This window comes from Macrococcus capreoli, assembly GCF_025628935.1.
GTDB lineage: Bacteria > Bacillota > Bacilli > Staphylococcales > Staphylococcaceae > Macrococcoides > Macrococcoides capreoli.
Window position 1 is genome coordinate 1 of sequence record NZ_JAOTIS010000005.1, and the last position, 26,085, is coordinate 26,085.

Annotated in this window: 29 protein-coding genes and 1 other annotated feature; of the genes, 28 read left to right on the forward strand and 1 reads right to left on the reverse strand. The window is 34.2% G+C overall.

The window, feature by feature from the left end; translation table 11 throughout:
• The first annotated feature begins 708 nt into the window (after window positions 1-708).
• From OCL94_RS04820 to OCL94_RS04915, 20 genes are all read left to right on the forward strand, one after another.
• A complete protein-coding gene (locus OCL94_RS04820; RefSeq protein WP_262995141.1) occupies window positions 709-1,443 on the forward strand; it encodes a sirohydrochlorin chelatase in 735 nt (244 codons plus the stop codon).
• Window positions 1,424-1,849, forward strand: coding sequence for a precorrin-2 dehydrogenase/sirohydrochlorin ferrochelatase family protein (locus OCL94_RS04825; protein WP_262995143.1), 426 nt, complete (start codon window positions 1,424-1,426; stop codon window positions 1,847-1,849). Before OCL94_RS04820 ends, OCL94_RS04825 begins: the two co-directional genes overlap by 20 nt.
• 30 nt (window positions 1,850-1,879) lie before the next feature.
• Complete coding sequence (nirB, locus tag OCL94_RS04830) at window positions 1,880-4,276, forward strand: nitrite reductase large subunit NirB (RefSeq protein WP_262995145.1); 2,397 nt, start codon at window positions 1,880-1,882, stop codon at window positions 4,274-4,276.
• A gap of 2 nt (window positions 4,277-4,278) precedes the next feature.
• On the forward strand, window positions 4,279-4,593 hold the full coding sequence (locus tag OCL94_RS04835; RefSeq protein ID WP_262995147.1) for a nitrite reductase (NAD(P)H) small subunit: 315 nt from the start codon (window positions 4,279-4,281) through the stop codon (window positions 4,591-4,593).
• The gene (gene cobA / locus OCL94_RS04840) at window positions 4,581-5,603 is read left to right on the forward strand and encodes a uroporphyrinogen-III C-methyltransferase (RefSeq protein WP_262995148.1); all 1,023 of its coding nucleotides are present in this window, start codon (window positions 4,581-4,583) and stop codon (window positions 5,601-5,603) included. Before OCL94_RS04835 ends, cobA begins: the two co-directional genes overlap by 13 nt.
• Window positions 5,604-5,633: 30 nt before the next feature.
• Complete coding sequence (locus OCL94_RS04845; protein ID WP_262995150.1) at window positions 5,634-6,998, forward strand: hypothetical protein; 1,365 nt, start codon at window positions 5,634-5,636, stop codon at window positions 6,996-6,998.
• Window positions 6,999-7,117: 119 nt separating this feature from the next.
• Complete coding sequence (locus OCL94_RS04850) at window positions 7,118-7,744, forward strand: TetR/AcrR family transcriptional regulator (RefSeq protein WP_262995152.1); 627 nt, start codon at window positions 7,118-7,120, stop codon at window positions 7,742-7,744.
• Between the two features lie 3 nt (window positions 7,745-7,747).
• On the forward strand, window positions 7,748-8,638 hold the full coding sequence (locus OCL94_RS04855) for an ABC transporter ATP-binding protein (protein WP_262995154.1): 891 nt from the start codon (window positions 7,748-7,750) through the stop codon (window positions 8,636-8,638).
• Window positions 8,625-9,425, forward strand: coding sequence for a hypothetical protein (locus OCL94_RS04860; RefSeq protein WP_262995156.1), 801 nt, complete (start codon window positions 8,625-8,627; stop codon window positions 9,423-9,425). The genes OCL94_RS04855 and OCL94_RS04860 overlap by 14 nt, the downstream gene beginning before the upstream one ends.
• A gap of 230 nt (window positions 9,426-9,655) precedes the next feature.
• Window positions 9,656-10,291 carry an MOSC domain-containing protein gene (locus OCL94_RS04865; protein ID WP_262995157.1) on the forward strand — a complete coding sequence of 212 codons (636 nt, stop codon included), beginning with the start codon at window positions 9,656-9,658 and terminating at the stop codon, window positions 10,289-10,291.
• Between the two features lie 71 nt (window positions 10,292-10,362).
• Window positions 10,363-11,568 (forward strand): DUF819 family protein, encoded by a 1,206-nt coding sequence (locus OCL94_RS04870; protein ID WP_262995159.1) that lies wholly within the window; start codon window positions 10,363-10,365, stop codon window positions 11,566-11,568.
• Window positions 11,569-11,608: 40 nt separating this feature from the next.
• Entirely contained in the window at window positions 11,609-12,676 is a 1,068-nt protein-coding gene (locus tag OCL94_RS04875; protein WP_262995161.1) for a M42 family metallopeptidase, read from the forward strand.
• Window positions 12,677-12,734: 58 nt separating this feature from the next.
• Window positions 12,735-12,938 carry a hypothetical protein gene (locus tag OCL94_RS04880; RefSeq protein WP_262995163.1) on the forward strand — a complete coding sequence of 68 codons (204 nt, stop codon included), beginning with the start codon at window positions 12,735-12,737 and terminating at the stop codon, window positions 12,936-12,938.
• 40 nt (window positions 12,939-12,978) lie between these two features.
• Window positions 12,979-13,383 carry a hypothetical protein gene (locus OCL94_RS04885; protein WP_262995165.1) on the forward strand — a complete coding sequence of 135 codons (405 nt, stop codon included), beginning with the start codon at window positions 12,979-12,981 and terminating at the stop codon, window positions 13,381-13,383.
• A gap of 9 nt (window positions 13,384-13,392) precedes the next feature.
• Window positions 13,393-13,947 (forward strand): nucleotidyltransferase domain-containing protein, encoded by a 555-nt coding sequence (locus OCL94_RS04890; protein WP_262995167.1) that lies wholly within the window; start codon window positions 13,393-13,395, stop codon window positions 13,945-13,947.
• Window positions 13,948-14,055: 108 nt separating this feature from the next.
• Complete coding sequence (locus OCL94_RS04895; protein WP_262995168.1) at window positions 14,056-14,394, forward strand: PadR family transcriptional regulator; 339 nt, start codon at window positions 14,056-14,058, stop codon at window positions 14,392-14,394.
• On the forward strand, window positions 14,384-15,157 hold the full coding sequence (locus OCL94_RS04900; protein WP_262995169.1) for a hypothetical protein: 774 nt from the start codon (window positions 14,384-14,386) through the stop codon (window positions 15,155-15,157). Before OCL94_RS04895 ends, OCL94_RS04900 begins: the two co-directional genes overlap by 11 nt.
• Window positions 15,157-15,618, forward strand: coding sequence for a hypothetical protein (locus OCL94_RS04905; protein WP_262995171.1), 462 nt, complete (start codon window positions 15,157-15,159; stop codon window positions 15,616-15,618). The genes OCL94_RS04900 and OCL94_RS04905 overlap by 1 nt, the downstream gene beginning before the upstream one ends.
• Window positions 15,619-15,644: 26 nt before the next feature.
• On the forward strand, window positions 15,645-16,088 hold the full coding sequence (locus tag OCL94_RS04910) for a hypothetical protein (RefSeq protein WP_262995173.1): 444 nt from the start codon (window positions 15,645-15,647) through the stop codon (window positions 16,086-16,088).
• 4 nt (window positions 16,089-16,092) lie between these two features.
• Window positions 16,093-16,632 (forward strand): histidine phosphatase family protein, encoded by a 540-nt coding sequence (locus tag OCL94_RS04915; protein ID WP_262995175.1) that lies wholly within the window; start codon window positions 16,093-16,095, stop codon window positions 16,630-16,632.
• Between the two features lie 227 nt (window positions 16,633-16,859).
• Here the strand turns inward: OCL94_RS04915 and OCL94_RS04920 are convergent, their stop codons facing one another.
• Complete coding sequence (locus OCL94_RS04920; RefSeq protein WP_262995177.1) at window positions 16,860-18,506, reverse strand: alpha-keto acid decarboxylase family protein; 1,647 nt, start codon at window positions 18,504-18,506, stop codon at window positions 16,860-16,862.
• 134 nt (window positions 18,507-18,640) lie between these two features.
• Between OCL94_RS04920 and OCL94_RS04925 the strand changes: the two genes are divergently transcribed.
• The 8 genes from OCL94_RS04925 (at window position 18,641) to OCL94_RS04960 (ending at window position 25,972) form a co-directional block, all read left to right on the forward strand.
• Window positions 18,641-19,087, forward strand: coding sequence for a MarR family winged helix-turn-helix transcriptional regulator (locus OCL94_RS04925; protein WP_411268479.1), 447 nt, complete (start codon window positions 18,641-18,643; stop codon window positions 19,085-19,087).
• 30 nt (window positions 19,088-19,117) lie between these two features.
• Complete coding sequence (locus OCL94_RS04930; RefSeq protein ID WP_262995181.1) at window positions 19,118-19,858, forward strand: TrmH family RNA methyltransferase; 741 nt, start codon at window positions 19,118-19,120, stop codon at window positions 19,856-19,858.
• 102 nt (window positions 19,859-19,960) lie between these two features.
• Complete coding sequence (locus tag OCL94_RS04935) at window positions 19,961-20,467, forward strand: hypothetical protein (RefSeq protein ID WP_262995182.1); 507 nt, start codon at window positions 19,961-19,963, stop codon at window positions 20,465-20,467.
• Window positions 20,468-20,523: 56 nt separating this feature from the next.
• Window positions 20,524-20,717 (forward strand) — a binding site (T-box leader).
• A gap of 52 nt (window positions 20,718-20,769) precedes the next feature.
• Complete coding sequence (gene pheS, locus OCL94_RS04940; protein WP_262995389.1) at window positions 20,770-21,840, forward strand: phenylalanine--tRNA ligase subunit alpha; 1,071 nt, start codon at window positions 20,770-20,772, stop codon at window positions 21,838-21,840.
• Window positions 21,827-24,229 carry a phenylalanine--tRNA ligase subunit beta gene (gene pheT / locus OCL94_RS04945; protein ID WP_262995185.1) on the forward strand — a complete coding sequence of 801 codons (2,403 nt, stop codon included), beginning with the start codon at window positions 21,827-21,829 and terminating at the stop codon, window positions 24,227-24,229. The genes pheS and pheT overlap by 14 nt, the downstream gene beginning before the upstream one ends.
• A 107-nt stretch (window positions 24,230-24,336) precedes the next feature.
• Window positions 24,337-24,744, forward strand: coding sequence for a nuclease-related domain-containing protein (locus tag OCL94_RS04950; RefSeq protein ID WP_262995187.1), 408 nt, complete (start codon window positions 24,337-24,339; stop codon window positions 24,742-24,744).
• Window positions 24,741-25,286, forward strand: coding sequence for a hypothetical protein (locus OCL94_RS04955; protein WP_262995189.1), 546 nt, complete (start codon window positions 24,741-24,743; stop codon window positions 25,284-25,286). The genes OCL94_RS04950 and OCL94_RS04955 overlap by 4 nt, the downstream gene beginning before the upstream one ends.
• Before the next feature lie 308 nt (window positions 25,287-25,594).
• Entirely contained in the window at window positions 25,595-25,972 is a 378-nt protein-coding gene (locus tag OCL94_RS04960; RefSeq protein WP_262995191.1) for a hypothetical protein, read from the forward strand.
• Window positions 25,973-26,085: the final 113 nt, after the last annotated feature.

The window sequence follows — 26,085 nt, forward strand, 5'->3', positions numbered from 1 at the left end:
TTTTTTTGTTTAAATTTAGAATTTGTAATGGAGAGTGCCCTAAATAAAAATTAGAAACTAATTATCGATTTCGAGCTAGCGACAAAAAGAGAATATCGCTAGCTCGACAAATAAAATCGATGAAAATGCCTATGAGCTAGCGACAAATAGAGAATATCGCTAGCTCGACAAATAAAATCGATGAAAATGCCTATGAGCTAGCGACAAATAGAGAATATCGCTAGCTCGACAAATAAATTCGATAAAAATGCCTATGAGCTAGCGATAAATAGAGAATATCGCTAGCTCGACAAATAAAATCGATGAAAATGTCTATGAGCTAGCGACAAATAGTCAATATCGCTAGCTCGGCAAATAAAATCGATGAAAATGTCTATGAGCTAGCGACAAATAGGGAATATCGCTAGCTCGACAAATAAAATCGATGAAAATGTCTATGAGCTAGCGACAAATAGGGAATATCGCTAGCTCGACAAATAAAATCGATGAAAATGCCAATGAGCTAGCGACAAATAGTCAATATCGCTAGCTCAAGTACCAAATATACGATAATAAACTGCCTTATCATTAATAATATTTGCAAAACTTCTTACTAAATTGCTTGCAATATTATTTATATAGGGATATCCCTAAACATACGTCAATGTGAACATATTCACATTGAAATGAGCTATAATAAAAGAGTATTGTGAAGAGAGGGGGATGGTTATGCGTGGCATTATTTACATAGCACATGGTTCAAAAATGCCGGATAAAAACCAGTTATTCCGAGAATTTGTTAATCATATCATGCAAAGTAGACGTGAAAAAGTTCAACATCTCGCATTTTTAGAAAAAGACGATGAGAACGTTCCGATTATTACTCGACGCATGATTGATTTAGGAGTTACTGATTTTTTGGTCATGCCAATGTTATTATTCCCGGCAATGCACGCAAGAGAGGATATTCCAGCACAGCTTGATGAAGTGCTAGTTGATTATCCGCATATTTCATATCGTATCGCAGATTGTTTCGGCGATGAGCCTTCCGTATATCGTATATGTGAACGTATCATAGCACGATTTAAAAATGATGAATCGATATTAATAACAGCGCACGGAAATAAACGTTTTGCAGAACCTGATGTGCGTTTAACGGACATGGTAACGCGTATGAAAGAAGAGACAGGTCAAGACCTAGTACCGGCAATGTTATACGGTGCGTTAAGTTTTGAAGAAAAGCTTAAACAAATGGATAAAAGTAAGAAGATTGTTATTATGCCGTATTTCTTATTCGATGGGCATTTAGTACGTAAAATTAAGCGGTTAAGTAAGCCTTTTATCGAAGCAGGATATGATATTACATTTACAGACACGCTTGATTTAGATTTCGGTATGGCTGAAGGAGTATTAAATAAAATTTCTGAACTTGAGGAGCAAACTTATGTATCCAGTCATGCTTAATCTCCAAGATAAAAATGTCTTGATAGTCGGTGGGGGACGCATAGCGAAACGTAAAGTCACAGGTTTGCAAGGTGAAGGTGCACGCATTACTGTGATGGCACCTGAAATTGATGCAGCGATTGAATCGATGGATGTGAACTGTATTCCGTATCCATTTACGAAACAGGATATCAGTCAATATGATATTGTCTTTATCGCTACGAATAATGAACGTGTGAATCAGGAAGTAATGTCTTGTATTCATGAACATCAACTCGTAAATGATTGTTCTAACAAAACAAATTCAAATTTCTTTAACGTCGCTTCATTCAAACATGATGATATGCGCATTATGATTTCAAGTGATGGTGCGAGCCCTGAAAAGAGTAAAAACTTAAAACAAAAGCTTATAGATTTACTAAAATAAATTGCTAATAGTAGCAAAGGAGATAATAATATGAAACAAAAATTAGTTATGATCGGTAATGGTATGGCAGGTATTCGTACGATTGAAGAAATTTTAGATCGTAATCCAGATCTATTTGAAATTACAGTAATCGGTGAAGAACCATATCCAAACTATAACCGTATTATGTTATCAAATATTCTTCAAAAGAAGATGAATGTTCAGGAAACAATATTAAATGATTACGAATGGTATAAAGAACATGGGATTACCCTTATCAATGATGACAAAGCTGAAAAAATTGATCGTACAACAAAAGCAGTGACGACTAAAAAAGGGATCACAGTTTCTTATGATAAATTAATTATTGCAACAGGTTCAACTGCATTTATGTTGCCGATTGATGGGGTTAAACTCGAAGGTGTGGTAGGCTGGAGAACGATTAAAGATACAGAATACATTATTGAACAAGCGCGTCATTTCAAGAAAGCTGTCGTAATCGGTGGTGGATTACTTGGTTTAGAATGTGCGCGTGGATTACTCGATCAAGGCATGGATGTTACGGTAGTACATTTAGGCGAATGGTTAATGGAAATGCAGTTAGACCGTAAAGCAGGAGAAATGTTAAAAGCGGACTTAGAAAAGCAAGGCATGAAGTTTAAATTACAAGGCAATACACAAGAAATTATCGGTAAAGATCGCGTTGAAGCGATTCGCTTAAGTGATGGTTCTGTAATTGAAACGGATTTAGTCGTGATGGCTGTAGGTATTCGTCCGGTAACGAAACAAGCACGTGCAGCTGAACTTGAAATCGGTCGTGGTATCGTCGTTAACGATTTCATGCAAACGAGCGATCCAGATATATATGCTGTGGGTGAATGTGCAGAGCATAATTCTAAAGTATATGGTTTAGTTGCCCCCCTTTACGAACAAGGTAAAGTATTAGCAGATCATATTACAGGTCGTGAAACAGATGGATATCACGGTTCTACAACATTTACATCATTAAAAGTATCAGGTTGTGACTTGTTCAGTGCCGGTAAGATTTATGAAGGTGAGAACACGCGTGGAATAGAAGTATTCAATGGTCTGGATAATATTTATAAGAAAGTATTTGTAGAACAAGGTAAAGTTGTTGGTGCAGTACTTTATGGGGATACGGAAGAAGGTAACCGTTTCTACAATATGATGAAGAAAAATGACTCAATTGAAGAATTTACTTTAGTATCTTTACTGCATAAAGCTGGTGAAGTTGATGCGATCAGTGTTGCGACAATGGATGACGATGAAACAATTTGTGGCTGTAACGGTATTTCTAAAGGTCAAATCGTTCAGGCAGTACGTGAAAAAGGTTTAACAACAGTTGCAGAAGTAACAGCACACACGAAAGCGGGTGGATCTTGTGGTAAATGTAAAGGTCAAATCGCAGATCTTTTAGTGCATACGTTAGGTGATAAATTCCAGGCAGGAGGACCTACTGGTATTTGTGGATGTACTGATCTTTCACGTGACCAGATTGTTACTCAAATTCGCGCTAAAGGATTAAAAACATCTAAAGAAGTCCGTCACGTATTAGGCTTTAAAAACTTAGGTGGCTGTCCAAAATGTCGTCCAGCAGTGAACTACTACTTAAATATGTGCTGGCCACATGAACATGAAGACGAAAAAGATTCTCGTTATGCGAATGAACGTTTCCATGCCAACATTCAAAATGACGGTACGTTCTCTGTCATTCCTCAAATGCAAGGTGGGGTAACAAATCCTGATCAGTTAATTAAATTAGGTGAAGTTGCGAAGAAATATGATGTACCTTTAGTAAAAATTACAGGTGCACAACGTATCGGTTTATACGGTATTAAAAAAGAAGAATTGCCACAAGTGTGGGAAGATTTAGGCATGCGTTCAGCTTCTGCTTATGGTAAGAAATTACGTTCAGTCAAGTCATGTGTCGGTAAAGAATTCTGTCGATTTGGTACACAATATACGACAAAACTCGCAATACGTTTAGAGTCAACATTTGAATATATTGATACGCCACATAAATTTAAAATTGGGGTTTCAGGTTGTCCACGAAGCTGTGTAGAATCAGGTGTTAAAGACTTTGGTGTTATCGCAGTAGAAAATGGCTTCCAGATCTTTATCGGCGGTAACGGTGGTACTGAAGTGAAAGCAGCAACGTTACTGACTACTGTTGCCACTGAAGATGAAGTAGTTCAATTATGTGGTGCGATGATGCAATACTACCGTGAAACAGGTATTTACGCTGAGCGTACTGCACCTTGGTTAGAACGTATGGGCTTTGATAATGTGAAAGAAGTATTACTAAATCCAGTCCGTCAAAAAAAATTATATGATACGTTATTAGATGCAAACAAAGCACGCCAGGAAGAACCTTGGAAACAAATGCGTGAAAATGACAAAAAAATGTATGAAGTGGAGCGCGTATAATTATGGAAAAAATAAAATTATTCAATGTATCTGAATTAGAACCTCAAATCGGTAAAAAAGTATTTGTCAAAGACGAAGAAATCGGCATTTTCTTACTTGAATCTGGAGAAATTAAAGCAATCGGCAACCGTTGTCCGCATAAAAATGGCCCTTTATCTGAAGGGACTGTCAGTGAACATTACGTATTTTGTCCATTACACGATAGAAAGATTGACTTAAATGACGGTCAAGTACAAGCACCAGATGAGGCGGATGGATGCGTTTCAACGTATAAAGTAGAAGTAGATAACGGTGAGTTATTTATATGGATGGACTAGGTAAAGTTATATTTATAGGCGCTGGACCAGGTGACCCTGGTCTTGTTTCTTATAAAGCAATCAGAAGAATCAAGACAGCGGATGTTATCATATATGACCGATTAGTTAACCCGATATTATTACAACTTTCTAAACCGGAATGTGAATTAATATATGTCGGTAAAAATCCAGATGTGAAATATAAAGCACAAGATGAAATTAATCGTATTATTAACGAAAAAGTTGCTTTAGGCTTAACTGTTGCCCGTTTAAAAGGTGGCGATCCTGGTATTTTCGGTCGATTATCTGAAGAAGTCGACAGCTTAAATGGTCAATATCCATTTGAAGTCATTCCAGGTATTACGAGTGCAAGTGCTGCTGCACTTTATTCTGGCTTCCCGTTGACAGATAGAGCACATGCACCTCACGTGACATTCTCTACTGGACACTTGCAGAAAGACAGCTTGAAAGAAATTGATTTTCAGGCACTTGCGAAAGGTGGCACACTCGCTTTATACATGGGTATGAAAGCTTTGCCTGAAATCGTTTCAGTGCTATCGAAAAATATGGAAGCATCACTAAAAGTTGCAGTCATTGGTAATGCTAGCTATGGCTATCAAAAAACTGTGATTGGTGACTTATCAACGATTAATGATTTAGTTATTGAACATAAAGTGAGTCATCCTGCGATGATTATTATCGGTGATGTGGTGAAGGTACGTGACGGACTATCATGGTATGAAAAGTTACCAGAATTCGGTCAACGTAAACTTATTATTTCAAGTGCACAATTAGATAAAGAAAGTATATTTGAAATGTATGATCAAGGTGGATTTTATTATGCCATCGATTGTTTAGATGACGAAACGATTCAAAATAAATATAAAGCCATTCATGAAGAAATCTTATCGATTCATGGTTTCGATGAAGTGATTACGGATTCACTTGAAACTATTGCAAAACTTGAAACAAGATTTAAGATAAAGAATCATCCATCAAAAATAAAAATAAATGAAAGCTTGGACAAATAGTTCAAGCTTTTTTAAATCAAGGGGACGCTTATGACGCTGAATGAACAAAGTATGATTGATGTATTACCGAAATTAAATAATACGGAACAAGTCTATTTAAGTATATTAGCAGAACGTGGCTTAAATATTAACCGAGATAGTATTCAAACAGAAGTGATATTACCGAATTTAGTTGAAGCGGGCATTATTGAAGCGACACATGGCGCCATTTTCTTTATGCCAATTGAAATGATTAATATTTACAATAAGCATGTATTAAATAATGAATTTCCAGAAATAAAGCCACCAACAGAAGATGAAATCAAGTATGAGCAAGAAGCATTTGATACTAATATTTCAGGGTATATCGAGCAAATGGCAATGGAAGAACAGATTGATAATATGATTCAAACGCACGGTAATCAACCTTTAAAAGAACATTTACAGCATGTTGCCATAGAAGATTTAAAAGCAATTGCAATGTTTTATCAATTAGATATAGTAGACGATAAACAAACGCAAATCGAAATTATTAATGTAGCATTTTTCAAAGATTACAAGATGCTCGATAAAATGCTGAAGTATATGGATTACGAGTTGCTACTTAATATCGAGAACGCATTACAATTCGACTATGATAACTTTACATATATGAAAGGTGCAACGCGAGAAATCTTTTTGTATGCCCATACGTTCAATGAAATACTTTTCCTGCCAAATGATGTTGCAAAACATATTAAAAAATATCAAAAGCAAAAAGGCTACTTAAATGCAGATATAGAGAAGATTAAATTTTATCGAGGTATATTCAATATTTACGGGTTTACACGCATTGATGTTATGCAACAAGTGTATCGTAAACTATATCAAGAAGAATTAACACGTGAAATGATATTGAAAGATATTCAAACGTTCTTCCCGAATTTAGTACCGAATATGAAAGGGAACTGGATTAAGCATGAATTGTATTCACATCAGCAACTTGAATTAGACGGGATGTTTAGTAATATGGAATATTATATCCCTCAAACGAAAGAAGCGGTCTATAAATTCGTACAAAACGCTTATGTTGAACCGAGCAAGAATACACGTGAACTGAAACTGGAGTTAAAGCGCAATATGAAAGGTGAAGTTATTTATAATCAACAAGTGGAGTCGCTTTATTCAGAAATTATTGAAACGTTCCGTGTGACAGATAGCTTTGAAACATCATTTGAATTCATCGCAGATTTAGGGGCGAAGAATATGATCAGTATTGTACCGACTGAACAATTAACGCGACTGTTGAAAGACGTCTATACAGAAGTGCGTTTATGGCGTTTAGGAGGTAAGAAGGTCAGTGAAATGCCTGAATTTAAACGAAGCAAGATTCAGGTTGTGTCTAAGAAAAGCAAAAAGAAAAAGAAGAAAAAATAGCGAATCATTGAAGTAGAAGCTACTCATTAGAGTGGCTTTTATTTTTTTGAATAAAGATTGACCGAACTGGTCAATGGTATTATAATGAAGTTGACCAAAGTGGTCAAAGGAGTGGGAACATGAATGAAGCATTCTTAAAATTAGAAGAAGAAAAACAACAAATGATATTAAACACTTGTTTTAAAATATTTTCTGAACATGGTTATAAACGCACATCGACAAATGAAATCATTGCCGCAGCTGGGATTAGTAAGGGGATGTTGTTTTATTACTTCAAAAGTAAAAAAGAGCTGTTCCATACGTTAATACAATTATCGATGGATTTTTCAGAAGAAAAGTTTTATGAACAGGAGATAAGTGATCCCGATTTTATTACGAGAATTTCTAAATATACGAAACAAAAGGCAGAGTTAATGCAACACTATCCTGATATGACACGATTTTTAACTCGGGTATTTACGCAAGAAATTGATTTACTCAATGAAAAAGAAATTTATCGTTATGAAAAGATTAAGACTGAAGCATTTAGCTCAATATATAAAGGTATAGATTTCTCACTTTTTCGTGATGATATTGACCGACAGACGGTGATGATGATGATTCAAGATTCAATTGTTGGGTATGAACAACGATTAATGCCACAAATCACTGATGAAATGATTCAGAACAATGATTATAGTGTGTTGTTTGACGAATTTGAAGCATATATTGAAAACTTACGAAAAGTTTATTACAAAGGGGTGTAAACGATGATTGAAGTGAAAAATTTAACAAAAAAGTTTGGGCATAACAAAGGCGTATTTGATTTAAATTTCAATATTGAACCGGGTACGGTTTTTGGATTTTTAGGGCCAAATGGGGCTGGGAAATCAACTACGATTCGAATGATGATGGGATTTATGCAACCGACATCTGGAGCGGTCACAATTAATGGACTTGATGCGTTTAAATCGCGAGAAAAGATTCAAAAGTCAGTAGGTTATATTTCTGGTGAGATAAGTTTACTCAATGACATGAGTGGGAAAGATTATTTGAATTTTATGTTGAAAGCCCGAGGTATTAATAATACAAACAGAAAAGATGAACTCATTAAGCGCCTACAACTCGATGAAAAAGTGAAGATTGGCAAAATGAGTAAAGGAATGAAGCAGAAAGTTGCTATTATCCAAAGCTTAATGCATGAACCGAGTATATTAATTCTAGACGAACCGACTTCAGGACTCGATCCATTAGTTCAGCAAATATTTTTAGAACTGATCAATGAAGAGAAAGAAAAAGGGACTACCATCTTAATGAGTTCTCATAGCTTTACTGAAGTATCACGTACGTGTGATACGATTTGTATCATTAAAGATGGACGCATCGTAGATTTAGATAATATTGATCAAATTCAAGCAAATGCTCGTCAGCATTACATCATTCAATTTAAATCAGCAGAACAAGCGAAAGTATTTAAAGCCATATATCCTGAAAGTAGCATGGACGGTGTGAATGTGAAATTAAATATTAAAGGACAAACAAATGATGTAATTCAAAATTTAAGCAAATTCGAAATAGAACATATTAATATTGAAAATGAAACTTTAGAAGAAATCTTCTTACATTTCTATGATAGAGGTGAGCAACATGACACTGTTTAATTATTATATGAAACAAGCCTTAACCTTTATGATGTCATTCTTAATTGGTGCATTCATGTATTTACTTATGATTGTTTATATCTATCCAACGATTGAAAAGATGGATGGCTTAGAAGAAATGATGAAACAAATGCCGAAAGAACTTAATGCAATATTTAATATGAGTGCGGGATTACAAGATATTAACCAATTTATTGCGATGGAATATTACGGCATGATCTTTATTATTTTAATGTTGTGTTTCTCAATTATGCTTGCGAATAATTTATATGGTAAATGGATTGAGAATAAATCACTCGCAAATATATTAAACTTGCCATTCTCAAGAATTTCAATTATGAGTCAAATACAAATTGCAGCAATTATCGCACATGTGGTATTTGGTGTATTGATGGCATTTGCATGTGTAGGATTGATTAACTGGATTGTTGAGAACCCTGAATATGACTTTTGGAATCTATTCCATTTGAACATACTGGGGACAGTAGTATTCTTGATAATCTGTTTGTTTACATTAACATGTATGCTTATCTTTAATGAAGCGAAACATGGCTTGCTCGCTGCAAGTGGAATGGCATTATTAATGTATGGATTATCAATCGGATCTAAACTGAGTGAAGATGTAGAATGGATGAAAAACTTTACGATTTTTAGTTTATATGACAGCGCAAAAGTATCAAGTGGAGATGCTGATTTAATGCTGAATTATGGCATAAGCATCGGTATTATTGTATTACTCTTTATTGTGAATTTAGTGTTGTTTAATAAAAAAAATTTAAGTTTATAAAAGGGGAGGCTGTCTGATATGCGTTTAGGACCGAACAAATTGGAAGCAACACCAAGGAATCGCTCTTTGATTTCGAAGGGGTTGGTGAAATTTACGAGGTCCTGCATATAAGACGCCGTTTAGGAGGCTGTCTGATATGCGTTTAAGTAAGTCACTCAAATGAGTGGCTTTTCTTATTTTACTTGTCAGTTGAGTTTGGGTAAACTGATAAAAAAGAGCGGGGTGAGTATATGCAATACGAAGTGAAAAGAATCTGTATTGGGCAAATTGAAAAGAAGACGTTTAATGGCAAAGAAACAGAGACAGCGTACTATAAATATCCGATTAAAATGCCGACATTATTGACAGCAACAGGATTTGTAGGGGATCATCAAGTGTATAAAGCGCATGGTGGCGTGAATAAAGCTGTATGTTTATATGACTTTAACGACTATGCTTTATGGCAAGATTATATGAACACTGATACGGAATTTACGTTAATGGGTGAGAATATTACCACTGTCGGATTAGATAAAGATACAATTTGTATTGGAGATACATTTAGACTCGGTGAAGCGGTCATTCAAGTGACTGAAGGACGTGGTCCATGTAATACGATAGCGCAAGTTCATAATGTTCCTGATATTGTGAAGATGATGTGTGTGAGTCGTGCAACAGGTTGTTATTTTAGAGTGCTTGTAGAAGGTATGGTTGCACCAAACAGTCAGTTGGAGTTAATGGTGAAAGATAATAATGGCTTTACTTTAAATGAATATAATGAATTAATGTACGGTGACAGAGATAATCAAGTATTGATAAATAAGGCATTAACCGTTGATGCATTGCCTGAAGAAAAGAAAGAAAAGTTTAGAAAGTTTATAAAATAAATGAATCCCCTTCAATTTTATTGAATATTCTGATAAATTATTGTTAGAGTATAAAATTGAGGGGGTTATTTATGAAGACTTTTATTGCAGCAGATGATGTGATGTCTTTATGGGCGATTATCGTTATTTTTAGTAGTTTAAGTATTTATTTAGAATTGAAATTCAAATGGGCTGCTAAAATTTCAGGCGCAATTCTCGCGTTAATTTTTGCGTTAGTCTTATCAAATATTAAAATCATACCAACAGAGTCTATCGTTTATGATCAAGTATGGGGGTTTATTATACCTTTAGCATTACCACTTTTATTATTTCAAATTGATATTAAAGCAATTTGGAAAGAGAGTGGAAGATTACTTGGTATTTTCTTATTAAGTTCTATAGGTACGGTAGTTGGGACTTTTATAGCATTCTTCTTACTGAAGAATCATATTTCTTATCTAGATAAATTAAGTGCGATGATGAGTGCGAGTTATATTGGAGGTGGTGTAAACTTTGCTGCAATGGCGTTAAAGTTTGATCCACCAAAAGATGTGATTTCAGCTGCAGTTGTAGCTGATAATTTAATGACAGCGATATTTATTCTGACATTAATGGCGATTCCAACGATTCAATTTTTTAGAAATAAATTTAGAACACCGCATATTGACGAAGTAGAAGGGACACATAATGCAAGTCATGATGATTACTTTAGCCGAAAAGAAATCTCATTATTAGATATCGCACTTAATTTTGGTGCAGCATTTTTTATCGTAGCAATTTCATTTAAATTATCAGAACTTATGACGAATATTTTACCTAAACCAGAGGGTAACATTCTATACGAAATGTTTACAGGACTAGTGACGGATAAATATTTAATCTTAACTACATTTACTTTTATTTTGCTGTTATTATTCCCGAAATTCTTTAAACAACTCAATGGTAGTAGTGAATTTGGTACATTCTTAATATACTTATTCTTCTTTGTTTTAGGAATTCCAGCTTCAATTCCACTCATCATTCAAACAGCGCCATTGTTACTCGTATTCGTATTTAGCATTGCGATGACGAATTTAATCATTAGTTTAATCGGTGGTAAACTAATCGGTGCAGATTTAGAAGAAATATTATTAGCAAGTAACGCAAATATTGGAGGACCAACAACTGCAGCAGCTTTAGCGATTGCAAAAGGTTGGCATAAATTAATTGGACCAATTTTAGTAGTCGGTACGTTAGGCTATATTATTGGGAATTATATTGGTACGGCAATCGGTATCTTCTTAAGTAATTATGTGTAGTGTATAATAATTTTAACTGATATTTTAAGGGGTTGTAAGCATGGATGAACAATTAACATTACTTAAGAAGATGACAGATACAAATGCACCAGCAGGATTTGAATTACCAATGACAAACTTAATGAAAGATTTATTTGATGGACTAAATATTGAAAGTATTCGTGATAATACGGGTAGTATTTTTGGAGTTCGTAAGGCAGATAGTAAGCACTCAATTATGTTACTCGGCCACTTAGATGAAATAGGATTTATGGTTACTGAAATTACGAAACAAGGATTTATTAAATTTACGAACCTTGGCTATTGGTCACCCATCGTCATGACGAGTCAAAAAGTGACGATTCATACGAAAGACAGAGATATTCGAGGTGTAATAGGTGGAAAGCCACCCCATGTTTTAAGTGCTGAAGACCGTAATAAAGTAAGTTTAGATAACATGTTTATTGATATTGGAACTGCATCTTATGAGGAAACGATTGCATCAGGTATTAAAGTTGGAGATTGCATTACACCATATTCAGAATTTGAAGTGATGGAGAATCCAAAATATTTATTAGCGAAAGCTTTCGATAATCGATTTGGGTGTGCGTTAGCATATGAAGTAGCTAAAAATGTGACAAATCCAAAGATAAATCTATATTCAGGTGCAGTAACACAAGAAGAGACGATGTCACGTGGATCTAAGACAGCAGCTAATTTAGTGAAACCAAGTTTAGCGATTGCGATGGATGTATGTTTCTGTTCATTAACGCCTGGTATGGAGAATGAGGGCAATGCGAAGATGGGTGAAGGACCTGTGATTGTATTGTCGGATGCATGGAACATCGCGCATGTATGTTTCAAGCAATATATTATGGATGTTGCAAAAGATCAAGGTATCAATATTCAGTTTGACCACTTAACAGGAGGTTATACTGATGCAGGGCATGTGGCGCAAAGTAATACTGGTGTACCTGCTGTAACAATCGCAGTGCCGACGCGTTATATTCATAGTAATGTGTCGATGATGCATAGAGAAGATTACGCAAATGCTGTGAAATTAATGACTGCAGTTGTTGAAGGATTAGATGATACGGTTGTGGAGCAGATCACCAGTCAAACTTACTAGTGTTGAGTGAATTGGTTGATTGTGGTAAAATAGAAACGAATCAACTAAGGAGGCCAATATGAAGAAGAATTTAATGCGATTCGCAATAGTAGCAGTGATGATTTTAGTTGTAGCAAGTGTGTTAGTCGCAGCAGAAAGTTACTTTAATTGGCAAGAAATTAATGCACTTGTAGAAGGTGCTAACGCACGTGGATTAGACTATGAGTTAACGATTACAAATGAATTAACAAATGATTACATATTTGAAACGAAAGCAAGCTAATACCCACTGTGAAGTGGGTATTTTTGTGGGGAGGATTACATTGAGGAAGAAAAAGATAAGGGGTAAGAAACGTATTTTTAGAAAGATTAAACAATCGGTAATTGACCATAATCAAATAGATATTCATGGCTATAATAGTATTTATATACCGCAATTTTTATATGTAAATGAATCGTACAAAAATGATAAGGTATTTTATCGAATCTATAAAGCAATGATTAGTAAAGTCAAAAATAGTATTTTTGATTTTAAAAGATCAATTTATATCAATGAAACATATCCAATGAATTCTCACTTAATCATTCAACAAGATATGTACAGGGATAATTTAGTATTAGATCAGAAACATAACAAAAGTAATCTAATAAAAAATCTAGAGAGAAATTTAGAAGTAACATTTGAAAAAATAAAAGATGATGAAGTAATTTGGATTGCTAAAATTTAGAGGTGAATTATGCGGAATGATCTTAATAACTGGAAGAAGTTTAGAGTTTTTGAATTAACTTTACTCATGAAAGATGCATCTTTTGATTGGTTATTAGCAGGTGGACATGCTCTTGATGAATTTTTAAAATTTAGAATCCGTGAACATGAAGATATAGATATATTGATTGATATTAAAAATGTCGATGAAGTACTAGACTATTTTAAAGATTATCAAATTTATATCGCCAGAAATGGTAAGTTAATTGACGTTGATGGAGTTGATATATTACTAACTGATTCATTATGGGTTGCTGAGGATGAAGTATCACCATTTTTCCTTGAAGTACTGTTTTTTGAGTCAGATAATGGCGAATGGATTTATAAGAGAAATAGAGATATTCGTCGATCTATTGATTATAGTTATTTTATTTCAAATGGTATTAAAGTAATACAACCCGAAATTCAATTGCTATACAAGATGAATAGCAGCAATGTTCGTGATAAAGATTTAGTAGACTATGAAGCAGTGTATACAAAATTAAGTGATGATCAAAGAGAATGGTTGGACAGATTTGTTAAGTAGAATAAATTTTTAAGATTCAACTATCTTTTATTATAAGATAGTTGACTTTTTTTATTTTCTAGACTATCTTATATTATAAGATAGCTATCTTGAGTAAGGAGGTTTCAAATGTCAGTACATAATCAAATGATGAAAGGGTTGCTAGATGGAGCGATTTTAGGTCTAATTTCACAAGGTGAGACATATGGATATGAGATATTAGAAAAATTAAAAGAAAACGAATTTCCTGAAATTAGTGATGGTAGTATTTATCCTGTATTGTTACGGCTTGATAAGAAAGGATACGTCAGTACACGAATGATAAAATCTGATACCGGTGGTCCGAAAAGAAAATATTATTCCATTACGGATGATGGAATGGAAGAGTTAATTGTATTTAAACAAAAATGGGATTTATTGAATACAGGCATTAATAATTTGATGAGGAGTGTTGATGATGTTAAGTAATGAAGCGGAACATTTTTTATTACAATTAAGATTAGAGTTGGCATCAAAAGGTAAGAAAGACGAAGATATATATGCAATTGAAGCAGAATTACGTGATCATTTGTACGAAGCAGAATTACGTGGTGAAAGTGTAGAAAGCGTAACAGGGGGATCGGTAAAAGATTATATAAAGTCAATTTCAAATGAACTACCATTTGATAAAGGGATATTTAGTTTTATATTCTTGATGATACTTTCAGCAATCATATTTTTTACAGTTCCTAATTTAATTCAAGGAGATTTTGATGTCTCTGTATACAAAGTGGTTTATTATAGCTTATTAATCTTTGTAATTGCACCACTAGAATTGTGGATAATGAAAAATTTACTAATAAAATATGGTGATACAAAAAAAACATATTTTTTAGTAATAGCTATGTCAATGGCAATGCTTGCGTTTATGATTTTAGGAGAATTATTTATGAGAAAGTACAAAAGTCCAAGCTTAGCAAGTCTAGATGATAAATACAGTTTCTTTATAGGAATTTTTATTGCCATTGTTTTTATTGTTATATGTATTATTTTAAAGCATTGGTTCTTTGTAGGTGTTATGGTTTATCTTCTATTACCAGATTTATTAGGTATGCTACTCACAGATGGGAATCCTGAGAGTGAAAACTACATTAATATTTCGTTGATTACTTATACAGTAATGAATGTGATTATTGGTACTTTAGCAATTATTTATTTTAGAAGAGTAGAAAAGAAAGATAAGGTGAAATAATGATGAAAATCAATAGTATACTCTTAAATGAAGATGGCTATGTAACATTTCCTTATGAAGTTCTAAAGCATATTGAGCCATATGTGAAATCATTAAAGTGGAAAATCAATGCACACGAAGTACTAGATGATGACTTTCAGTTTGATCATCCAAGTCATCAATTAATGGATGGTGAGATGTTATTAAGAACTTTAAAAGAATACTCAGATGTTCAATGGGTATGGGGTGTACTATCAGGTTTTCCGAATGAATTGAGTTGGGAAGAGATCGAAAGAGATGCTGTAATATATGATGTTACTGAAGATCTCGATATTTGGAAAGATGGGTTATCTCATATTGAAAGTAAAGCTATTTTTGAAATTGTAGCTATGGATAGTTCAGAAACAATCGTTCTAATAGATGAAGTAACCGTAATGGATGAATTATTAAAACACTTTCCGAACTACGAAATATTGGAGTAGAGTGGCAAATACAAGGAGTGGATTTAATGCAATTCTTAATATCAAATGATAAAGAATCATATCGTAAAGTGATTCGAAAGTTATTGGACTATGCTGATACGATATTAATAACGACTACATTGGGTGAAGATTTTACTCAAACGATTATTTATCAAAATCTATTACCTGAATTTATCGAAATGAAAGTACGAAGGAAATGGCCAGGTACTCAAGGGAATCATCAAGGAAATCTGTATTATTTTCATTATAACGAGCGTGTGGTTAATGAGATAAAGTTATTTAATTGTTTTTATAAAGAATCTATTCAGGATTACTCGCCAATAGAATTAGATATAGATATCGCTTTTTTAAAGCATGGTAAAAGTGTCTTATATTCTATCGCTCATGAATATGAAGTTAGAGTAATAGATAATCAGCTCGCTGGTGAATTAAAACAGATGGGGTTAAAAGTAGAGAAATTTGCGAGGTGAAGATATGCGTAAAATTTATTTTATTAGACACTCTATTCGTGATATTCGTTTTAAACATGATGAAAGTGCACCATTGACTGAGGAAGGTATATTATTAGCTAATGGATTAGTTGAGGTATTTAAAGATAAAGAAATTATGAGGATTTTTTCTAGTCCTTTTAAACGTGCGATTGATACGGTGCAACCTATTGCGATTGATAAATCGATAAATGTTGAAATTGTACATGACTTTTATGAGAGAACAGTTGGGGATTGGATTGATAATTTCTCGGCATTTGCTGAACAACAGTGGAGCGACTTTGATTATAAATTAGAAAATGGTGAATCTCTTAAAGAGGTAAAGATAAGAATTGTACCTGCATTTGAAAAGTTGGTTGAGAATAGTGAAGGTGATATTATCATCTGTGGTCATGGGACATCATTTTCAGTATTATTCAATCATTTGACGAATGGGGTATTTGGATACGATGAATTTCTTGAAATGAATATGCCAGATGTGTTTGAATATATCGTAGGTGAAAAAGTAATAGTAAAATATTTGTAAATCTTACCCGAAGTAATTTAAGTTAGGGCAAGAAATTCCATTATATTGAAAATCTGCCCTAACTACGAGAGCTTCGCGCAAGAATATCTATTAAAGGTAAGATTCTGCCTACTCGGAACCTAAAGTGAAAGAAAGAATCGTAAAAATGAAACCACAACCTCACAATCCTAAATAGCCCACAAAAACACCCTGCCATCACAAACTTGTGCATGGCGGGGTTTCTCAAATTATTTCTTCTTATTTGCTTCTGCGAATGCTTTAGAGATATCGATTAACTTCTTCGGTGCGTCTTCAACTGCCATATGGATTTCAACGAAGTGTAAGTGATCTTTGTCAGCGTTGATTTTATCCATTACTGTTTTTAACTCATTTGAAGTTTTCGCGTCATGCACAACAACTTCATCTTTTGCGCCAAATGCTTCTGGTAACATTTTATAGTTCCACATTTTAATATCGTTATATGGTTCTTCCATGCCGTGGATTAAGCGTTCTACTGTATATCCGTCGTTATTAATTACAAAGATAATTGGTTTAATGCCTGTGCGAATCATTGTAGATAATGCTTGAACTGTTAATTGTAATGATCCATCACCAATAAGTAGTATGTTTCTGCGATTTACATCAGCATGTTGACTTCCTAATAGCGCTGGGAATGTATACCCGATTGATCCCCATAATGGTTGTCCGATATATTGATTGCCTTTATAAAATGATAAGTCATATGCACCGAAGAATGATGTGCCTTGCTCCGCTAACAGAATATCGTCTTGTTCTAAGAATGCATTAACTAACTTAAAGTAATTCTCCTGTGTTAACGGTTCATCGTTTAATTCATAATCCATTGCAGAGCGTTTGAATGTTGGATAGTCTGCTGTATTTTTATAGTCGAGTGTCAGTAATCCATCTACTAAGTCAATGATGGATACGTCATCAGATACAATCGCACCTGCTTTGAAATCATTTTGGTTCATAAAGATGACTTCATTAATATCGAATTCATAACTAAATCCTGCAGTTGCTGAGTCCGTTAATTTTGCTCCTAAATTAATAATACAGTCTGAGTTATTTACATAGAGACGTACATTTTCTTCAGCAATTTTTCCATCAAAAATGCCTAAATATTTATCACTTTCTTCATTGAATGCTGATTTCCCTAAAGATAATTGAGCAACAGGGATATTTGTAGCATCCGCAAATTGTTCTAATTTCTCATGTAAATCAAATGAATTAATTTCATGTCCTACGATGAGTACAGGTTGTTTCGCTTGTGCTAATCTTTCTTGAACTGCCGCGATATATTGGCTTACATCTTTTGCCGCGTGCTGATATGCAACAGGTGCATCAGTAACTTCAATTTCAGTGAGTGCAACGTCAATCGGTAAATGAATGTGCACAGGTCGACGTTCACGAATCGCTGTATTAATCACACGCGGAATTTCAGTTTGTGCATTTTCAACTGTTAAAGTCGTTGTCGCACATGTGATATGTTCGTACATTTTTGAGTATGAATCAAATACTCCTTCACCTAAAGAGTGGTGAACGTAGCGACCTTCTTGTTGTGCAACACTTGATGGACCACCTGCGATTTTTACTACAGGTACACGTTCAGCATAACTACCGGCAATGCCATTCACTGCACTGAGTTCTCCTACACCAAATGTCGTACTTACTGCTGCTAATCCTTTCACACGTGCGTAACCATCCGCTGCATATGCTGCGTTTAATTCGTTTGTGTTACCGATCCATTCTAATTTATCGTGGCTTATAATATCATCTAAAAAGGCTAATGTGAAATCACCAGGTACGCCAAATACTTTATCGACCCCGTTGACAGCTAAAGTATCTAATAATAATTGTCCGATTCTTTGTTTCATTATTTTCTCCCCTTTATTTAATGTTTACTTATTTAATATAATATTTACAAATAATTAAGTCAATATTATTGACCTATTAATTGAAAAAATGAAAAGAGTGCGTATAATAAAAGTAAGCTTACAATGAGGAGAAAATTATGACGACTTCAAGTGATAATGAGCATATTTTATTTTATTTCGCTTATAAAACGTTTATTACAACGGCGGACAAGATTATTGAACAGTATGGGATGCAACGCCAGCATCATCGGTTCCTTTTCTTTATTTGTAAGAAACCAGGAATAACACAAAAAGAATTATTACAAGTGCTTGAAATTTCAAAACAAGGATCACACAATACTTTGAAAGTATTAAAGGAAAAAGCATTGATTACAGAACAACAAGCTGCGACGGATAAACGGTTAAAAGAATTGTATCCAACTGAAGCGGGGTATGCGCTAATTGACGTATTAAACCAGGCGCAACGCGATTTAATGGATGACATGTTTGCACAATATGGTCACGACTGGCGTGCAGTGATGCAAGGATTATCGGAAAAACGTGATGGATATAGTATCATTATGAATGAACATGAGTCATAATAAGAGTATTAATTAAAGGTGAGGTACAACATGGAACGCATTGAATCAGTAAACAATTTAAAAATAAAGCAAATTGCTAAATTACATACGAGAAAAGAACGTAAGAAATCGAATCAATTCTTGATTGAAGGGTTTCATTTAGTTGAAGAAGCGGCGAAAAGTAATATTGATATTGAAATGATCTTAACGGTTAATCCTGAAAAACTTAATGAAGTTATAGTAGAAAACAGCAAAGAGCAGTTCGAAATCACTTTTAAAATTGCTGAAAAATTATCACAAACAGAAGCTCCACAAGGGATTTATGCAGTGTGTAACATGCCGGAAGTTAGTAATATTGAAATGAATAAAGTGCTTTATTTAGACCGTATACAAGATCCGGGGAATGTCGGAACAATTATTCGAACGGCAGATGCAGCTGGGATGGACGCGGTGATTATTGCGAAAGGTACGGTTGATATTTATAACGACAAAGTGTTACGTGCTTCTCAAGGAAGTGTGTTCCATATTCCAGTTGTTGAGATGGACTTTGCTGAAGCAAAGGATTTAGTAAAAGGAAAAGTATATGGTACAAGTTTAGACAACGCTGTTGATTACAAATCAATCGAAGCAAATGAGCAATTTATGCTTGTATTAGGTAATGAAGGACAAGGTGTTGATGAAGCGATACTTGCACAAACAGATGAGAATTTATATGTACCGATTCACGGTAAAGCAGAAAGTTTGAACGTTGCAGTGTGTGCCGGGATATTGATGTATCATTTAATTAAGTAATGTAATGGCCAAAACAGTCGTTTTGGTCATTATTTTTTTATAAATGAAATGGTTTGTGCGAATACCATTAAATGTTATAATTGGATGAAGGAGTTGAACCGTATGAAAGAAGAATTTTTATTTTTCAAAGAGAATTTTTTGAGAACGGACGTTAGAGTCGGGATTGAAAGATATAAGAAACAACGTTGGATTGCGTTTTTAATGACCGTACCAATTATATTGTTAGGTGTTTTGTTAATGTGGGATGACTTTAGTTATTCAGATGCTTATTTTGAGATGTCGGAAAAGGCACAACTTGCCTATGAATTAAAAGATACTTTAAGATTTGCAGTGATATTTTACTGTTTAATGCTGTTGGTTCATGTCATTAATTTACCGAATGAAATACATCGTGCGAACATGTTAAATAAGAATTGGCGTATAAGACTATGGATAATTGGAGCATTTTTTATTTTTTATATCGTACTAGTTGCATATTTTTATGTCCAACAAAAACCTGGTAACCTGCAGGCAACATTATTACTGCTGCTTTTATCTAATTTTGTATTTGGGGGTAACCCGTATGCAACGACCGACGAAGAAAAGTTATCTGCAAAGCAGGAAGTTTAACACTAATATAGCTTGAATATAATTTTTTAATTGATTATAATAAGAACTAATGAAATAAATGACCGATAAAAAGACGTAATGTGTGGATTTGTTCAGAGAGCTACTGTTAGGTGAGAGGTAGTCAATGAAGCATGTTTTTTCATCTTTTTGGTTGCTTAATAAGAAGTTAAGCCGGTAGATACCGTTACCATCAACAAGTGTGCATAATTGCAAATTTGGGTGGTACCGCGGAATTCTTTTCGTCCCTACATCAGGGATGGAAGGAATTTTTTTTGTTTCTAAAAATTTAAGGAGGCATCATGATGGAATTAAAGGATAAATTACAAGCGTTGAAGGAAGAGGCTGTCCAAAAAGTACAAGCGATTGCTGAGAAAAAAGAATTACAAGATATAAAAGTGTCTTACTTAGGTAAAAAAGGTGTTATCACTGGTTTAATGAAAGAGATGAAGTCTTTACCAAACGAAGAGAAACCGATGTTTGGTCAACTTGTAAATGATGCACGTCAAACGGTAGAAAAGGCGATCGCTGAAGCTGAAGAGAAGATTCAACGTGAATTGATTAATCGAAAGCTTGCAAGTGAAACTGTTGATATTACATTGCCTGGTAAGGAACTTGTAAGTGGTGCAAGTCATCCATTAAATCGAATTGTAGAAGATATTGAAGATTTATTTGTAGGTTTAGGTTATGAGGTCGTTGAAGGCTATGAAGTTGAAAGTGACTATTATAACTTTGAAGCGTTAAACTTACCGAAATCTCATCCGGCACGAGATATGCAGGATAGTTTCTATATTTCTGAAGAAGTATTAATGCGTACACATACGTCTCCAGTGCAAGCGCGTACGTTAGAATCACGCAAAGGACAAGGACCGGTTAAGATTATTTGTCCAGGTAAAGTTTATCGTAGGGACTCTGATGATGCAACACATTCACATCAATTTACACAAATTGAAGGTTTAGTCGTTGATGAAAATATTAAAATGAGTGACTTAAAAGGGACATTAGAATATTTCGCGAAAAAAATGTTTGGAGAAGATCGTGAAATCCGTCTCCGTCCAAGTTTCTTCCCATTCACTGAGCCTTCTGTAGAAGTAGATATTTCCTGCTTCAAATGTAAAGGTAAAGGTTGTAATGTTTGTAAAGGAACAGGCTGGATTGAAATTCTAGGTGCAGGTATGGTACATCCTAACGTATTAGAGATGGCTGGTTTTGACTCTAAGAAATACTCTGGTTTCGCATTTGGTATGGGTCCAGACCGTATCGCAATGTTGAAATACGGTATTGAAGATATTCGTCATTTCTATACAAATGATTTACGATTTGTAACACAGTTCTTACGTGCTGAAGATGGAGGTAATGCAGATGTTAGTAAGTAAAGAGTGGTTAAGCGATTACGTAAAAGTTGATTTACCTGTTGAAGAATTAGCAGAGAAAATTACGCGTAGTGGTATTGAGATTGAAGAAATCATTAATTATAAAAAAGATATTAAAAATTTAGTTGTAGGATATGTTGAATCTAAAGAAAAACATCCTGATGCTGATAAATTAAATGTGTGTCAAGTAAACGTTGGTGAAGAAACGTTACAAATCGTGTGTGGCGCACCTAACGTTGACGCGGGTCAACACGTTATCGTTTGTTTACCGGGTGGACGTTTACCTGGTGGTATTAAAATTAAACGTGCGAAGTTACGTGGCGTTGAATCAAACGGTATGATCTGTTCTTTAGGTGAATTAGGTATTGCATCTAATTTAGTGCCTGAAGCGTACGCAACTGGTATCTATGTATTCACGGGTGACGTTAAACCAGGTCAGGATGCGTTAGAAGCTTTAGATTTAAATGATGAAGTGATGGAATTAGGCTTAACGCCGAACCGAAGCGACTGTATGTCAATGATCGGTACAGCTTACGAAACAAGTGCATTATATGAAGAAGATTTATCATTACCGACTTCAGAAATTAAAGAAATTGCTGAACAAGCAAGTGACTATATTGCAATAAAGATTGATGACGTCGAGGCAAGCCCATATTATGCTGCGCGTGTCGTTAAAAATGTAAAAATTGGTCCATCGCCAGAATACATTCAAAGCCGTTTAATTAAAGCAGGTGTTCGTCCAATCAACAACGTAGTAGACGTTTCAAACTATGTAATGTTAGAGTTCGGTCAACCATTACACATGTTTGATTACGACAAGATTGGCTCTAAAGAAATTGTCGTACGTTATGCCAATGACGGCGAAGTGATGACAACGTTAGATGATCAAGAGCGTAAGTTATTAGCATCTGATATCGTAGTTACAAATGGTGAACAACCAGTCGCACTTGCTGGTGTAATGGGTGGAGATTTCTCTGAAGTGACGGATAATACAGTTAACGTGCTAATTGAATCAGCAATGTTTGCGCCATTAAATATTCGTAAAACAGCAGGAAGATTAAACTTACGTTCTGAATCATCAAGCCGTTTCGAAAAAGGTGTTGCAGCTGAATTCGTTGAAGATGCATTAAATCGTGCAGCATATCTGTTACAAGAAAATGCACAAGGTGAAGTGTTAAGCGGTATCGTTGCTGCTGGTACATTACCTGAACTTACGACAAACGTTGAAATTACAACTGAAGATATTAACCGTTTAATCGGATTTGAAATTTCGAACACTGAAATTAAAAACATCTTCGAACGTCTTGGTTTTGAATCTAAAGTTGATGGCGATGCATTTAGTGTTGTCGTACCGAGTCGTCGTGGTGACATTACCATAAAAGAAGATTTAGTTGAAGAAGTTGCGCGTATTTATGGTTATGATGCATTACCTGCAACATTACCTGTGACGAAGACTAATAAACAAGTTGGATTAACAGATTACCAGGCGAAACGTCGTGCTGTGAAATCATTATTACAAGGTTTAGGATTAAACCAGGCGATTACGTATGCGTTAGTTTCAAAAGAAAAAGCAAAGCAATTTGCTTTGAAACAAGCGGATACTGTTCAGTTATTGATGCCGATGAGTGCAGACCATGCGGAGTTACGCCAGTCATTAATTCCACATTTAGTTGATGTTGTTGTTTACAATAATGCGCGTCAAATGAAGAATGTAGCATTTTATGAAGTAGGGAACACTTTCTTTAAAGTTGAAGGAGCTGAATTACCTTCAGAAGAAGAACATATTGCCGGTATTATAACTGGGGAAGTAACGCCAAGTTATCATCAAGGTAAGAAAGAATTAGTTGATTTCTTCCATGTTAAAGGGATAGTTGAAGCGATTGCTGATCGTTTAGGTATTAAATTTGAGTATCGTCGTTCGGAAGAGACTTTATTACATCCAGGGCGTAGTGCAGATATTTATGTTGGTGATGAAAAAGTGGGTATTATCGGTCAATTACATCCTTCATTTGAATCTGATAATGACTTAAACGAAACGTACATTTTTGAATTAGATTTAAAAATGTTATTAAATGATGTTCAAGGTCAAATTCTTTATAACATGATTCCGAAATTCCCGGGTACAAGCCGTGATATCGCATTAGAAGTTGACCGTACGATGGATACGGGTGAATTAATTAAAGTGATTGAAGCAACAGATCATAAATTATTACAATCAGCGAAAGTATTTGATGTTTACCAAGGTGAACACATTGCTGATGATAAGAAATCAGTTGCGATTCGCTTAGAATTCTTAAACCCAGAACAAACGTTAACGGATGAAGATATTAAACCAATATATGATAAAGTACTAGAAAACTTAGCAGCAACAGGTGCGAAGTTAAGAGGATAATTATTTTTTAGAGGCCATCTTTTAGATGGTCTTTTTTTTGTTGTGTTATTAAGTGTTAATGTTGTATATTTTATATGTGTTAACATATGATAAATGTGGTGGAAGCTTTGTTTTTAAAGACACGTGAATTCAATCAATATGAAAGATACATATTAGAAGCTGCAGGGCGATGTGATCTGGATCAATTTGATAAAGATCATTTGTTTACGACTGATAAAGGGTTATTGGGTGAGCAATTATTTTATGAACGGATTAAAGATTGTATTGGTGGTGCGAAGATTTGGGATATGCGCCTAAGGTTGAACGGTCAATCACAGTATGATTTTATCATTGTAGCAGATGGGAAGATTATGCATTTTGATACGAAATATTACGAAGGACAATATAATTACGTGAAAGGTAACTTTGTTAGTGAGAATGGCTACGTCATAAATAATCCATTGGCTTTACAAACGAAGCAACATATGCGATTACAACGGTTTGTTGATAAAATGGTATTAGTTATGAAGTTGTGAGTTGTATAATTTTTGTCGGTGAACAATTTAATGTGAGTGGTTTTAATGGCGATAAAAGAATATTGTTTGATAAGGATATCTGTAAAATTGTAAATCGATTGAATCGCCGAGAAGTTACGTCTGAAGAAATGGAGATTGCTCGAACATTTCTTGAACACTATGATTATAAAGGAATGCATCCACGCATTCATTATTATCCATTCGAAGAAATGAAAAAAGGCGTGAAATGCCCAAAGTGTCGTAATTTTCTACCGATTGCTGAGAAGAATGCGAAAAAAGTGAGATGTCAATGTGGTTGCGAATATACTAAAAAAGAAGTTGTTCGTTTAGCATTTGATGCAATTTACGTATTGAAGAATAGTGGTGTTACAGTAAGGGATGTAGTTGAGTTCACAGGCGTGGGGAGGACGATAGTTCAACAAGTATTGGTCAAAGAATATAAAAAAATTGGAACATTTAAAGACAGTAAATATGTTCAATTTGATGATGGTTCAAATTATATTAATGAGGATCAAGCGTTGTATGAATACAAGGAAAAGTAAACGTTAGTATTATCAAAATACAATCGCTTCTACAAACAAATAAAGAAAATCAAAAGAGTAAACGTTAGTATTGTCAAAATACAATCGCTTCTACAAACAAATAAAGAAAATCAAAAGAGTAAACGTTAGTATTATCAAAATACAATCGCTTCCCAAAATGAAGTTAAGAGGATAGTACAATTTTAGAGATAGTCACTCATGGCGTACTTATTATTATTGTTATAAAAGTATGTTATTTATAATATTGCTATATAATTACATATAAGATGAAATGATAATAATAAGTAAGCTAAAAGGAGAAATCGGTTATGAATAAAATGTTATCAATTTTTACAGTAATACTCTTATTAGCTGTCATGCAAGGATGCGGTTTAAGTAAATTCGATAATTATTTAGTAGTCTATAAAGTCAAAGAAGATACAGCTACTGAAGAAAGAATGATTGAAGATAAAAATTCAATTAAGAAGTACGAAGAATTTTTTAATAGTCTTGATAAAAAAGAAAATGTTACAAGCAAATTTAAAGAAGATTATCAAGTTAGACAGATAATTGAGAAAAAATCATTATCAAAGCATCATATAGAAATTGATATCAAAAATAAATTGATAAAAGCAGATAATAAAATTTATTATTTATCTACTTCTGAATATGACGAACTATTAAAATTACTTAAAATAAATAAGTAATTTTAATCTATATTTTACCTGATACACCCCCAAATATGTTGACACTTATGTGTGAACATATTTGGGTGTTACTTTTTATAATCACTTCCCACGTCGATCAATCAAGTTTACTT